Annotated in this window: 15 protein-coding genes; 5 read left to right on the top strand and 10 right to left on the bottom strand. The window is 46.3% G+C overall.

Annotation, left to right across the window (positions count from 1 at the left end; translation table 11 throughout):
- The first annotated feature begins 40 nt into the window (after positions 1 to 40).
- A complete protein-coding gene (locus JGK22_RS21055; RefSeq protein WP_293225535.1) occupies positions 41 to 700 on the top strand; it encodes an NAD(P)H-binding protein in 660 nt (219 codons plus the stop codon).
- A 172-nt stretch (positions 701 to 872) separates the two neighbouring features.
- Here JGK22_RS21055 and JGK22_RS21050 read toward each other — a convergent pair whose 3' ends face one another.
- Entirely contained in the window at positions 873 to 1,022 is a 150-nt protein-coding gene (locus JGK22_RS21050; protein ID WP_293184545.1) for a hypothetical protein, read from the bottom strand.
- 605 nt (positions 1,023 to 1,627) lie between these two features.
- Between JGK22_RS21050 and JGK22_RS21045 the strand changes: the two genes are divergently transcribed.
- On the top strand, positions 1,628 to 2,332 hold the full coding sequence (locus JGK22_RS21045; protein ID WP_293184574.1) for a glycoside hydrolase family protein: 705 nt from the start codon (positions 1,628 to 1,630) through the stop codon (positions 2,330 to 2,332).
- A 650-nt stretch (positions 2,333 to 2,982) separates the two neighbouring features.
- Positions 2,983 to 3,180: a hypothetical protein gene (locus JGK22_RS21040; protein WP_293184548.1), complete on the top strand. Its 198-nt coding sequence runs from the start codon at positions 2,983 to 2,985 to the stop codon at positions 3,178 to 3,180.
- A gap of 46 nt (positions 3,181 to 3,226) precedes the next feature.
- Here JGK22_RS21040 and JGK22_RS21035 read toward each other — a convergent pair whose 3' ends face one another.
- The gene (locus tag JGK22_RS21035) at positions 3,227 to 3,571 is read right to left on the bottom strand and encodes a Dethiobiotin synthetase (RefSeq protein ID WP_293184551.1); all 345 of its coding nucleotides are present in this window, start codon (positions 3,569 to 3,571) and stop codon (positions 3,227 to 3,229) included.
- 566 nt (positions 3,572 to 4,137) lie between these two features.
- On the opposite strand from JGK22_RS21035, the gene JGK22_RS21030 reads away from it, so the two are divergent.
- A complete protein-coding gene (locus JGK22_RS21030) occupies positions 4,138 to 5,421 on the top strand; it encodes an SGNH/GDSL hydrolase family protein (RefSeq protein WP_293232595.1) in 1,284 nt (427 codons plus the stop codon).
- Between the two features lie 146 nt (positions 5,422 to 5,567).
- Here JGK22_RS21030 and JGK22_RS21025 read toward each other — a convergent pair whose 3' ends face one another.
- The 5 genes from JGK22_RS21025 to JGK22_RS21005 form a co-directional block, all read right to left on the bottom strand.
- The gene (locus JGK22_RS21025) at positions 5,568 to 6,383 is read right to left on the bottom strand and encodes an MlaE family lipid ABC transporter permease subunit (protein WP_293220466.1); all 816 of its coding nucleotides are present in this window, start codon (positions 6,381 to 6,383) and stop codon (positions 5,568 to 5,570) included.
- A 336-nt stretch (positions 6,384 to 6,719) separates the two neighbouring features.
- Positions 6,720 to 7,754 carry a patatin-like phospholipase family protein gene (locus tag JGK22_RS21020; protein WP_293313559.1) on the bottom strand — a complete coding sequence of 345 codons (1,035 nt, stop codon included), beginning with the start codon at positions 7,752 to 7,754 and terminating at the stop codon, positions 6,720 to 6,722.
- A gap of 263 nt (positions 7,755 to 8,017) precedes the next feature.
- Entirely contained in the window at positions 8,018 to 8,647 is a 630-nt protein-coding gene (gene mtnB / locus JGK22_RS21015) for a methylthioribulose 1-phosphate dehydratase (protein ID WP_293184558.1), read from the bottom strand.
- A 334-nt stretch (positions 8,648 to 8,981) separates the two neighbouring features.
- A complete protein-coding gene (locus JGK22_RS21010) occupies positions 8,982 to 9,554 on the bottom strand; it encodes a haloacid dehalogenase-like hydrolase (protein ID WP_293184578.1) in 573 nt (190 codons plus the stop codon).
- A 222-nt stretch (positions 9,555 to 9,776) separates the two neighbouring features.
- A complete protein-coding gene (locus JGK22_RS21005) occupies positions 9,777 to 10,598 on the bottom strand; it encodes a Crp/Fnr family transcriptional regulator (RefSeq protein ID WP_293313556.1) in 822 nt (273 codons plus the stop codon).
- Positions 10,599 to 10,954: 356 nt separating this feature from the next.
- Between JGK22_RS21005 and JGK22_RS21000 the strand changes: the two genes are divergently transcribed.
- Entirely contained in the window at positions 10,955 to 11,809 is an 855-nt protein-coding gene (locus JGK22_RS21000; protein WP_293213622.1) for a DALR anticodon-binding domain-containing protein, read from the top strand.
- A 174-nt stretch (positions 11,810 to 11,983) separates the two neighbouring features.
- Here JGK22_RS21000 and JGK22_RS20995 read toward each other — a convergent pair whose 3' ends face one another.
- The 3 genes from JGK22_RS20995 to JGK22_RS20985 are packed head-to-tail and all read right to left on the bottom strand — an operon-like array spanning position 11,984 to position 13,034.
- Positions 11,984 to 12,229 carry an ATP-binding protein gene (locus tag JGK22_RS20995; protein WP_293184566.1) on the bottom strand — a complete coding sequence of 82 codons (246 nt, stop codon included), beginning with the start codon at positions 12,227 to 12,229 and terminating at the stop codon, positions 11,984 to 11,986.
- Positions 12,230 to 12,739, bottom strand: a complete 510-nt coding sequence (locus JGK22_RS20990) for a hypothetical protein (protein ID WP_293213625.1) — start codon at positions 12,737 to 12,739, stop codon at positions 12,230 to 12,232. It abuts the gene before it with no gap.
- Positions 12,740 to 12,779: 40 nt separating this feature from the next.
- Entirely contained in the window at positions 12,780 to 13,034 is a 255-nt protein-coding gene (locus tag JGK22_RS20985) for a hypothetical protein (protein ID WP_293184570.1), read from the bottom strand.
- Positions 13,035 to 13,173: the final 139 nt, after the last annotated feature.

Raw genomic sequence — 13,173 nt, 5'->3', positions numbered from 1 at the left:
ATAGTAACAAAACTTACCCTAGAACAGCATAACTCGACTTATGAAAGCATTTGTAGCAGGAGCGACAGGTCAGACTGGCCGCCGAATCGTCGCAGAATTAGTCAAGCGTGGCATTCCAGTGCGTGCCCTCGTCCGAAATCTAGAGACAGCGAGGCAGATTTTACCACCGGAGGCAGAGTTAGTTACCGGCGATGTATTAAATGCCACTTCTCTGGGCGATGCGATCGGCGATAGTACGGTGTTGCTGTGCGCGACGGGGGCGGCCCCGGGTTTTGACCCGACTGCGCCTTACAAGGTGGATTTGGAGGGTACTAAAAATTTGGTGGAGGCAGCTAAGGCTAAGGGAATTGAGCATTTTGTGCTGGTGACTTCTCTGTGCGTTTCTCAGTTTTTTCACCCGCTGAATCTGTTTTGGCTGATTCTGGTTTGGAAGAAGCAGGCGGAGGAATATTTGCAAAAATCCGGCTTGACTTATACGATCGTCCGTCCGGGCGGTCTCAAAAATGAGGATAATTCAGATGCGATCGTCATGAGGAGTGCAGATACACTGTTTGAAAGCAGCATTCCCCGCAGTAAGGTAGCTCAAGTCTGTGTGGAGGCGCTGTTTCAGCCTGCTTCTCGCAACAAGGTTGTGGAGATTGTGGCGAAGCCGGAGGCCCCGCAAAAGAGTTTTGAGGAGTTGTTTGCTGGCGTGGTTTGATTGAATTAGGACTGGTGCACTGGTTCCCAGAAACCGGGTTTTTTTACGAAAATACGCATTTACAGCCAACAATTTAGGTAAAAAACCCGGTTTCTTTAGTCCCTGGTAGCGAACCAAGAAACCGGGTTTTTTTACGGGTAAATCTAAAACTTGTACAGCGAAGTCGAAGTATCTAAAATCTAAAACTTGTACAGCGAAGTCGAAGAATCTCAAATCGGCTGACGCACCCGCGCCCAAGTCCCATCAGTACAAACCGCAGAGGAATTGCCAATTTTTCGATCGCCAAATCTGGCAAAATCTTAAGAGCTTGACAATCCGCCATTGAAATTTCCCCTTCCCCGCATGATGAAAACTCTCAAGTGGCCAGCTTGGTTCCCCTATCCGATTTCGTGGTTAAGGGCATTTGCTCTCGCTCAGAGTTTTAGTTTTGTCCTTCGCAGGGGCATTCCTTTCGCCAACGACGATATCGGCTTTCTGGCTCTGCTGCTGGCGGCTTGGCTGATTCAGTTACCTTTGTTCTTTGTCGCTCACTTTTTAGCCGTCAAAATCCTCAATCCCTTGCTGACTATGCTGCCGGGCCGCTTTCGAGTGGCGCGCAAGTTCAAGCGGCGGCATACTGGAGTGCGATCGCACTTGCGAGAAGGGTTGAATGCTGTAGTAGTGATTTTTTTTGCATTCAATCTGGCGCTGTTGGTGCAAATGGCGATTTATTATTGGTCAGTGCGATCGATCGATCCGGCGCAAATGCTCGCAGGAATCTCCACTCTCACAAATGTGGCGATCGCAGGTGAATTCGATTTCTGGCTGGTAAAATTGGCAGGAGCTTTATCGAGTTTAACGCTATTAGCCGCGCCGCTATACCAACACGATTTTCGCGTGCGGCGGATGCGGGCGGATCGAAAATTAGCCGAAATCGCCGAAATGGAAATGACTGCATTTGAAACCGAGAAACTGCGCCGCCGCCAAAAAAGTTTGCTGAGGCGATCGGAACTTCAAATTCTCGGATTTATAATTGTCATCGGCGCTGTAATTAGCTGCGCTGTTTTTTTGGTAGCAAATTTGCGGGGAAATCAGCAGTTTTCGCAGTCTGCGAGCGAGGTGAGAAAAATGCCACCGCTGGCTATGAAAACGGGCGATCCTTACATTCGAGCTTTGATGCGGACTATTTCTGCTAGCGAGTCCAATGTTTCTCGGCCTTATCACGTTGTTTACGGCGGAAAATATGTATTAGATTTGAGCCGTCATCCTGACTGGTGCGTGAAGATTGTTAACGGCCCGAATGTTGGCAAATGTACTACGGCGGCGGGTAGGTATCAATTTTTGACTTCAACTTGGAAAGATAAAGCGAAGCGCTATCATCCAAAGCCTGGTAATTTTGTATTGTGGCAAGATTACAGTTTTGAACCGGAATATCAAGATGCTGTGGTTTATGCTTGGTTGAGCGATCGCAAATTTTGGAAAGCCGATATTCCTGAGATGTTGCGACAGGAAAGATTAACTGATGTTTTGCGGATGCTGTCGGGAACTTGGACGAGTTTGGGATATGGAATTGAGAACAATTCTATGAGTTCAAGTTTGCCGAAAGTCTACCAGAAAGTGCTGCGAGAAGAATTGGCAAATGCTGGTTCTTAGGGAGTTATATCGGGAGCATCTCATTTTTGGAAAAAGCATTTTTTTTTACAGTGCGAGCTTAAGAGCTCGCGTGCTATATATAGCACGCGAGCGGGGACAGCACTACAAATGCAAAACAGAGATGCACCCGTTATATCAAATAGGTTCGTAGTGCGGACTTAAGTCCGCATATTAGGACTAAAGTCATCACTACGAAGAGTTTGTTGGCGATCGTGGGGGGGAGTTATCGGGGCAGTAAGGCCTGTTGCCGGAGATTTTATGCGGTGACAGGCATGACTGTCTCATGTAGCTAGTGTCGGGAGCATCTCATTTTTGCAAAAAGCATTTTTTTTACAGTGCGAGCTTAAGAGCTCGCGTATTGTACAATACGCGAGCTCTTAAGCTCGCACTACTACAAATGCAAAACTGAGATACACCCGCTAGTGTCTGTGTCGCAGCGGGCGATCGGCTTAAACAAACACTTTCTGTAACAAATTAATAAGATTTGCGATGGAGTTTGATAAGAGTTATGATACAGTTTAACTCGATCCCTGACTATCGTGAATAATTATTTCATGGTTTCATCCCTATTACCAATCCGAGTAACAATATAAATATTGAGCAAGCCCCGAGAAATTTGGAGGCTCTACGGATCAAATAAGGATACAGCTATGTTTTGCCTGAACCGAGAAACCAGACATTTAGGGCTAGTCGAAACCAGCAATAGGGAGATGCGAGGCTCTACAACCTCGGCTGCTAAAAATATCCGCAGAGTCCGATCGCGAGTGTATAAAGATGAGGCTTTAGTATCGGCCTCCCTGGCGGGACTTCCCGCTCTTTTAGCATCCCTAGAAAGCTTTCGCGAGTAGAGTTTGACAATTTCTCTTGTTGAACGTCGGGAGTTGACTTAGCTAATTATTGCCAGACTCCCGAAAAGATATTCTTGACTCCGATCGCAATTCTATTTAAGTCTTCTTTCAGCAGGGGCGGCCAAGAAACTCCTCTGGCCCGTCCTGCTTCAAATTGCAGCAAACTGTCTGCGGAGAGTAAATGGAGGGCCGAGATTAATTGGCGATCGAGCATTGGAGATTCTTGAAGCCCTTCAAACAATATTTTTAAAGCTAATAAAATCGATGTCACCTGTCCCGGTACGGGTGGCTGGCCTTCTTTGAGGCGCATCAGGAAGGCGTCGGGATTTTTCTTGGTTTCCAGGGCGGTTCCTTGGTCGATCAGAAAACTGCGGGCTGTTTTGTAATCCATTTGACGTGCGATCGAGTTCTTGCAATTAATCAGCAAATATTATATCATCTTTTGTCGCAGTATATTTGTTAATATAGCAGAATCAAGAATCAACAAGCAACTCGTAAGGCGCGCACTGTACAGCCGAAAGCTACTCGTGAAGTCCGCATTCTCATCTACCATACAAGCTCTCGGAAGGTTCGCATTGCACAGCCTACAGCTACTCTTGCTAGTTAGGGTTCAACAGTTGACAGTTGACAGTTGACAGTTGACAGTTTGAGAGCGACCTCTAGCTAGAAGGAAGAGGATTGGAGTAATGAATAGTCTGATTTTAATTTCTCCCTCACTCGTGAGAGGCTTTCAACCAATTATTTCTGGTAAGTTTTAGATAACGGAAAAATCAAACAATGGCAAAACGGCCGAAAAATAGCATAAACTCCCAGATTTATAGATACTTGTGGCTACTTGTGTTGTGTTTGAGCTTCCTGTTAGTTCCGGCTCTCAGAAAAATAGCTGTCGCCACCCCATTTCCCCCGCCCGCTCCTCTTGCAAATAATGCTAGTTTTGGAGCGGGAATTCAACGAACAATGGGGTTACTTGCAACCAGCACTCCCACAGAACGCCACCAAGTACGCATCCTATTTTACGGTCAATCCATCACTCAGCAAGATTGGTGGCAAGATGTAGTGCAGGACTTAAAAAAGCGATTTCCCGATGCAGATTTGATTGTGGAAAATCGCGCAATCGGAGGATTTGCCTCGTCTATTTTAATCCGTCCCAGCGAACATGATTTGTATCCTTTTTATCCAGACTTGCTGATTTTCCACGTCTACGGAGGTGAGGAAGATTACGAAGCGATAATTGCCAATGTCCGCCGCCGCACTACTAGCGAAATACTCTTGCATTCAGACCACATAACCTGGATTCCGACAGGTAAAAACGACAATGAAAATGAAGTCAAAGGCTACGAATGGCACAACACTCATTCTACCAAATGGTTGCCTGAGTTGGCAAATAAATACGGCTGCGAAATCGCGGAAATTCGCACACCTTGGCTCAGATATCTGACAGACAATCGCTTGCAGCCAAAACAGCTATTGAGCGACAGCATTCACCTCAACGCTTGGGGGAATTTTCTGCTAGCTGCTCTCATTAAACCCTACCTGCGATACAACCCAAGTTCTCCTCAAACAGCGCAGCAGAATTTAGTCAAAACTTATACAGTGGGCACTGATGTTAAGTGGCAGAATGGCAAGTTAGTTTTGGAGTTTGAAGGGAATCGGATAGATGCGATCGCCGATCGAAGCTTCAACGGCAAGGCAATTTCTGCTAAAATTGCGATCGACGGCAAAAAACCCTCAGAATTTCCCGAACTTTACAGCATCACCAGACCCAGCATTACTCTCGGCGTCGGTTGGCCAGCAATCATCCAAGTATCCAATCAAAAACCGCTCATCGTCGAAGATTGGAAAGCTACAATCACTGAGATTAACAGCGATGCTACCAAGTTTAAATTTGACGTAGTAGGTTCTCAAACAGGTTACGACGGCAGCGGTACCAACGACAAAATGTTTGTTTCAAAATCGGGCCGCGTCGCGATCGAACCGAGAAACTGGTGGCTGCAAAATGCCTATGAATACTCGAAAAAGCCTACTCCGAAAGGCTTTGAGATTTCGTGGCAAGTTAAGCCGATGTTTGTTGATTCATACATTCCGCCACAAATTGCAGATTCAAGTCGCGAATATCCTACAACATTGGCTCAGAATTTGAGCAACTCCAAACACATCCTCGAAATCGTCCCCGAAACAGACGGGACAGTTCCTATTCAAGCAATTCGAGTTTATCGCCCTCCTTATATTCCGGCGCCATGAAGAAGGACTAAAGTCCTCACTACGAACTTAATTTATGTAGTTATTTCTTCAACCTGCGGAGGCAGGTTTCGTTTGTATAGACGCGGTTTCAACCGCCGAGTTTTCTGTATAGACGCGGTTTCAACCGCCGAGTTTTCTAACAACAATTACCCCCCGCTTCTCGTAATTCCCAACTCGTGAAACATCAACAGCGATAAAAAGAAATCCGCCACAAAAACAAACACCCAAGAAGTCACAACCGCCGCCGTTGCAGCTTGGCCTACCCCTTTCCCTCCGCCCGCCGTCGTCAACCCCCAACCGCAACCGACAAGCGCAATTATCAACCCAAAAATTACACTCTTAATTGCCACAGTTACTAAATCCCAAGGCCCCAAAAAAGTCCGCACCGATTCCAAAAATACCGAAGGTTCCAACTCATAAAAATTAACCGCCACAAACAACCCGCCCAAAATCCCCACCGCCACCGAAAAAATTGTTAAAATCGGCAACATGACACAGCAAGCTATCACCCTCGGGACTACCAAATAATCAACGGGATTTGTTCTCAACATATACAGGGCGTCTATTTGTTCCGTCACCTGCATTTCTCCTATCTCTGCGGCAAAGGCAGAACCTACTTGTCCCGCCACCACGCCCGCCGTTAAAACTGGTGCTAATTCGCGGCAAAATGCCACTGCAAAAGCACCTCCCACCGCCCCAACCGCCCCAAACCGAATCAATTCTCTCGCGGATTGAACAGTAAAAATCATGCCTGCAAAAAATGCTATTAGCAGCACGGATCGCAAAGAATCCAAGCCTACTGTGACTAAATGTTCCATGATTTTGCGGCGGTCAATTTTGCCTTGGAGTAGGCGCAGCAAGACTTGGCCACCTAGGAACAGCGTCACTAAAAAACGCTGAAACCACCTGTTCTTTAAGGTTTCATCTAAATGTCGATCGCGCTTTTGGTAATTTTTAACCAATGACTGACTGCTGGCGATTAATTGCAAATACGGCGAAGCACTGTCACTACTGAGATTTTCGCCAATTGTACAGCAATTATTGCACAATTTGTCAACATATAGCGGTTATCACAAAAATGAGGTACGTTGTTGGGCTTTAGCCCCCTAAGTTTAGTAGTTATATGAGCTGTCTGTTATACCTCATCTTTTTGAGAAAGGCTATATATTTTTTAAGTCTGCCAGCCCTGCGGTTGGTAACTTATACAAAAGGTATGCAGTTGCACAAAGCGCGCTCTTTATAATATAAGCTAAGAGCGCTGAAGCGCAACTACGTACCAAAGAATTAATTTCTATTGATTACTCGGCAAGCAACAAGTCGATAAACTTATCCAACTCTTCATTATACTTTTGGGCTTGCTCCTTGCCAATTCTCACCAGAGTTGATATTTTCTCTGCCGAGGCATCATCAATCGGCAGTCGTGGTTCGTGGCTTAAATCTGGAGAAATTCTCAAATATTGATTGGGTTTGTCAATGGCATCAAAAATTTGGATAATTTGATAATCTATAGTTTCAGCAACTCCCGTCATCATGATATTAATCAAAGGCTGAACCCACTCAATTTTACCCCAATTTTTCACTTCCTCGTAGGGGAATTTTTTCTGAGCTTGTCCCGTCCCCAGCGATAAAATTACCATATCTTTTGCTGTCGGGCCTTTGTCGGAGCGAGTCTCGGGAATTCTTAATTTATTTCTCACTTCGGCATAGGCACAAAGTGCGGGATTGTTGGCGAATACTCCTCCGTCAATTAAAGCGTAGGATTCGTTTGTCAAAGAGTAGATTTTGGGAAGTTCAAAGTAAGAGGGAGCAGCAGATGTGGCTCTGGCGATATCTCTGAGAAAATAGTCTGCTGCTGGATATTTTTTAGCATCTATTTGATTGAAAAAATGAGCTTTTCTCCTTTCGACATCGTAACTGGAAATTAAACAAGGTTTCAGGAGTTGGCTGAGTTTGCAATCTTTGAAATTTTGCCAAAAAAATTTTTCTAACGCATCGCTCGGATATTTCTCATCTATCAAACCGTCTAGAGATTCGAGTGTTTTCAAAAATGAACTTTGAAAAAAGTCGATGCCACTATCGATCGAAAAATTAACCGCGTCTTGGGCAGTCCACTGAGGCCTGCTGGGATTTTTGGCATCCGGAAACAAATAGAGGCAGGTTAAAATTCCTCCCGCACTCGTGCCGGCGATTAAATCAAAATAGTCAGCTATTCTGGCATCTGGGTTGCCGCTTTTTTGTTGTAGCTTTGACTCTAGGGTGACTCCAATTTGCGCGGGGATAATCCCTCTAATTCCGCCTCCATCTATCGATAAAACTCGGGTATATTTAGCCATGTTTTTGCCTTTTCTCGATATTTGCTAGTTCGTTACCAGAAAGAATTGGTTGAAAGCCCCAAGCCCGGGAGAAATTAAAATCAGACTATTCATTACTCCAATCCTCGGACTTAAGCGTAGAGGTCGCTGTCAACTGTCAACTGTCAACTGTCAACTGAATGAAAGTCCCGGAATAAAAAACTGGTTGGACGCGATATTTAGTGGCAAGCTGCGCCTCTGCACGCCCTAGAAATATTAGATTTTGCGTCCGAGACTGGCCCAATCTAACATCTCAAATTTAAGTTTAATTGGCTGGCTGCGAGGGTGTAGCGAAAAATATATTCTACAATTTCTACATAATTGTAGGCGGCGGCGGTTGAGTCTGCCCAGACTGTGATGCCGTGATCGCGAATTAACAACGCGGGTACAGAGGGTACACAAACGGCGAAATATTCACAAATTTCCTTGGCTATTTTAGGCACTTCTAAATAATTTGCAAATAGGGGTATCGCCACCTGTGGGTTTTCCTCCCACACCCCCAAACCTTTCAGCATTTCGATCGCAGGTAAAGGCACTGAATCATCTGCTGTTAGCCGAGAAACTAAATTTGCCTCGATTGAGTGTACGTGATAGCAAGCTTTAGCGCCTGGAAAACAATCGTAAACGGCTAAGTGAATGCTGGTTTCGGCGGAAGGGCGGCTGTCTGGAACGGGTTGTTCGACGATCGCGCCTTCGGAGCTCATTCTGATAAAATCTGAAGGGGTTAACTGCCCTTTCTGGCGGCCGCTAGCAGTAATCCAAAAACTGCCGTCTGGTAAGCGGGCTGAAAGATTGCCAGCAGTCCCAGCCATCCAACCGCGATCGTAAAAATGTTTGGCTGCTACAATTAAATCCGATCTCACATCCTCACTCATTCTCTACTAATCCTCAGTTTTTTATCTACCTTTTACGTTAATAGGAATTGTGCTGGCATATCTAAGTGCAGGGTGTGCAACGCGCACTTTACCAATAGACAAGATTGCATAAGTCTTCGATCGATCCTTCAACCGCAAATGTCAGACAGATAAACACAGATAAACGCAGATAATTTCAGGGTGTTTTCCGATTTTTGCAATTCAAGTCTAATACACATACCGCAGCCCTATGCCCCATGCCCCATGCCCCATGCCCCATGCCCCATGCCCCATGCCCCATTCCCCATGCCCCATGCCCCATGCCCTATGCCCTATGCCCTGTTTGGCCAATAGTTTAGTTGCAATTCCATTGCTGGGATAAATTTTCCAACACGTCAAAAAAATTATCCCATTTAGTATACGGCTTTTGCTGTTCGTCTAGATATTCGGCAAGCCGATCGCGCGCAAACACCGAGTTCGCCTGCAAAGCCATGTTAAAATCCGTCAGCGAATCTCCGATGGCCACCTGTTCCTGGGCTGGGTGCTGCGCCATCACTCGCACCTTAGATACCAATTCTGTATCTCCTTCAAACTCAGAATTGACTTGCAAGTGAGGGCCGCTAGCGTCCACATCTACAGCATAAATTGCGATCGCCCGGTGTGCCAAATCACCCATAACCGTCTCTACCATAACCCGCAGGCCGCCCGAAACGATCGCAAAATCCACCCTTTGCGCGTCCAAAAAATCCAGCAATTCCACCAATCCCGGCCGCATCAGTTGTCCCCTAGAAAATTCCACAATTTCCCCATAACATTCCGAGGGAATAGACTCTAGTAACTGCCGCACTCCCGAGCGCAAACTGATCCTTCTCGCGTACATTTCCGGCATCAGTTGAGACGACAATTCCGGTGCAAAATGCTTGAGCATTGCCACAAAAGTTTCTTCAACAGTTATCGTGCCGTCAAAGTCGCAGAATACCACCCGTTGCTGATTGTTCGGGATTGGAGATTTTTGCTTGTCCGACATCATTCGCACCATTCGAGAACGAGAAAAGTTTACAAAACTCATCGTACACCGAAGAAGCAAGAAGCAAGAAGAAAACAGCCATACTATAATAGCTAAGTGCTGTTAGCAATCACCCGCAGGATTTTATGCAGATTCTTCGAGATCGTCATCGAGAGAATCGTCGAAATCTTCATCGAGATCGTCTTCGAGATCGTCTTCGAGGAATGCTTCTACATCCTGCTTTTGATTTTTTGTCTTTTGGGGAGTAGCCTTAGCAGGCAAACAGATTAAATTATCATCCTCAGTATTAATCAAACCTTTCGATCGCAATTTGCCCATCAGCCGCGTCACCGTTACCCGCGTCGAGCCGATGGCGCTGCCAATTTGAGCGTGAGTCAAGGCCCAAGGCAACCGATAGCCCCGCACCACATCCGGTTCTCCATCACCTACGTAGGGTTCGCCGAACTCTTCGATCAACAAAGTGAGAAAACCCAGCAATCTGTCGATCGTCCGGCGCTGTCCCAAAGTGCTCAGCCAGAGGAGCTTTCGCTGGTGCTGGTAGCGAAACGCATCCAAAATTTCCCGGCGGAAGTGAGGCCAATTATCCAAATCGTGCCAGTACATCCACACTACGTGAGTGTGATCGGCGTGGGCGTAAGCTTGGAGCGTAAAGGGAGACTGAGCAACCAGTTCAAAGGGCTGACCGGCGCCGACGAAGCCCAAAAAAGCTTCTTCTGTAGTTTTGGAAACGGATTTGGACTTTGTTGCAGCGGCGCTAACTTGAGCGCTACCGACGAGCCGCACAGAACCTTTCTGGACTAAATAGAGCAGTCCGGGTCTGGCGGGAATCTTCTCGTCTTTGCTAAAAGTCCGGCAGCGGTAGTGTTCCTGGGCCCAGTCGATAATTCGCTGCCAGGTGATAAACGGTCGATCGATCGTTTCTAGAGGTGTGGAAGTTGATTGCATAAGTGAGGCTCTGGGATATATTTAGTTAGTGAGAAAAACAGCTTTTGCCTGCATTGCGATACTAAGTGAGACAACCAACCCCCCATTGAGCTGACACGCTTCTTAACTGTGCTGACTCTTCTCAGTTTCACCTAAAAACTCAATGTAGCAAAAAATACATAAAAATGGTAGAATTCGGCAATGAGTCGATCGTAAATTATTGTATATTTACCCCAAAAATCGCTAGAAAGCCCATTCCTTCGATGTGAACTCGCCCGGGCGAGCCGATCGACTACCTTTGACATCAGCAGTTTAACGTACAAAGATAGCGCAAGTGGTAACAGTCTCTAGGCACTTTTACTGCAAGAATAGCCGATATGGATACATTAAATATATCCCAGTGCCCGGAAGTTACAGTGAAGTGTTTTTTGCTCTTAAGGTTTCTCTTCGCGATCGAAGAGCAAGGCACAACGAGCGAAATTCCGTTAAATCGGGCTAAAAATAGGGAGCGGGTGGTGTACGTGTCTGCGATCGCCCTGAAATGGGCTGCAACTTGGGACCAGACACCGCAGGCGATCGCCGCACAGTTGGCTGAAATTCTCAAGCCGCTGTGTTGTCCAGATTTCGCCGTTCAAGTCGCACCGTCAGGAATAATTGAGCTAGAGCTGACTGATGCGGGTTTAGCTTTCTGGTTGCAGCGATTAGCTCAAATTCCCCTCCCTGTTCCAGAATATCGCACTTTATCTCCTGTTATATCCGCCGATCGGCTGTTTCCGATTCAGTACAGCCACGCACGCTGCTGTTCCCTGCTGCGAATGGCCGATCGCGATCGGTTAATTGCGATCGCACAGCCGAATGTCACCACAGCGCCGCAAATTTGGTCGCTGGCGGCCCCAAATCCTATTCCTTGGGTTGACGAGGGCGATCGTCGGCTGCTATTAGTAGCTCCAGCAGAACGCAGTTTAATTTCGGAACTGATCGCAGTGCTAGACTGTTTAGCTCCGGTTTTTGAGGCAAATCAACCCGAAAAACCTGTTAATTATTTCAAATTAGCCAATAGTTTGAGCGCAGCATTTCAGACTTTTTACAGCCAGTGCCGAATTTGGGGCGAAGTCAAAACAGAACAGCCAAAACTCGCTCAAGCCCGATTGGGTTTAATATTAGCAACTCAATCCTTGCTGCGGTTTATCCTAGAAGAGCTATTAAATGCCATTGCTCCTATAGAACTTTGATTTAATCATAAAAAATGTTTGTAGTGAGGACTTTAGTCCTCATAAAAGTTAGGGGACTAAAGTCCTTACTACAAACCATTTGAAAACTAGCGCTACTGCGATCGCCGGATGGACTAGCGCGATTACATCTGCGATTTCCATACTGAATATCTCAAGATCGTGCCTGCATCTAGTTTAAGGCGTTGCAGGCGACAGTTGCTCTTCTTCCAGTTTTGCGAGCGGCAGCGTTACGGTAAATTTACTACCGACATCTTCTTCACTGCTCAACGCAATTTCGACGCCGTGCAAGTCCACACATTTTTTAACAATGCTCAGCCCCAGTCCTGTACCGGGAATTATACCGACATTTTTCGCACGAAAAAATGAATCAAACAGCCGTTCTTGGTCTGCCAAAGGTATGCCAATTCCGGCATCTTGCACCTAAAAAACAGCCTCGGTTTCAGTTAGTTTTAATTCAAAAACTACTTCGGTATTCGGAGGAGAATACTTAATAGCATTAGACAGCAAATTGCTGAGAATGCGCCGCAGCAAGCTAGCCTCCAAACAGGCAATCGCCGATTGACACTGATTCACAAAAATCAGCGTCACCGGATCGTTTTGAGGTTTCAACTTCAGGCTGTTCTGAAATTCCGATACCAACTCTTTACAAAACTTTGCCAAGTCTAGCGGTAGCAAACAAAGCGCCATTTTTCCTGACTCAGCTCGACCCAGCAGCAGAACATCATTAATCAAGATCACCGTGACTCCCATATTCTTGAGATACTTGCACAAAGCGTGCAAATTATTCACCAAATCTTGCCCGCGCATCGAAATCTGATAGCCATAAATACTGTCAATCATCACAATCCGCGTCTTTTCCTGTTCCACCTCTTGGCGTACCATACTCGCAAACTGATCCGGCGAATACAGCAAAGGTTCCACAGGTATCACCTAAAGACTTCCTTGTGCCATCATCGCCCCAACCGGGATGTTAACCGATTCGCAGCGGCGCAGCAGAGTAGAAATTGACAGCTTGGACTCGATCGATAATCTTTTGTGTAGTCGGTTCTCGTTCCACCTCCGACGGCGAGAAAATGTCGTAGGTTTGAACTTCGGTAAAAAATTCTGAGGAGGGGCTCAAATCGAGGAAGGCCATCGCCTCCATGTCAAAACCGAGAGTTTCGGCATTGGCGCGCAATTGCGCTTCCGGTTCTCCTAAAGTAATAAACAGGGGCGTTTCTCCCACAGCCACACCTGCGGCCAAAAAGTGAAAGCCCAGGGTTAGGAACTGTAACTTAATTTATGGACAAAGCTACCCATCCTTGACTATTTGGGTAGCTTTGTCCGCAACTCGGGCGATCGCACGAGACTATTTGCCCCTGGTT

Origin of the sequence: Microcoleus sp. PH2017_08_TRC_O_A, from assembly GCF_020738665.1 — a bacterium.
In the GTDB taxonomy this organism is placed as follows: Bacteria; Cyanobacteriota; Cyanobacteriia; order Cyanobacteriales; family Microcoleaceae; genus Microcoleus.
This window is presented reverse-complemented; position numbering and strand designations above follow the sequence as displayed.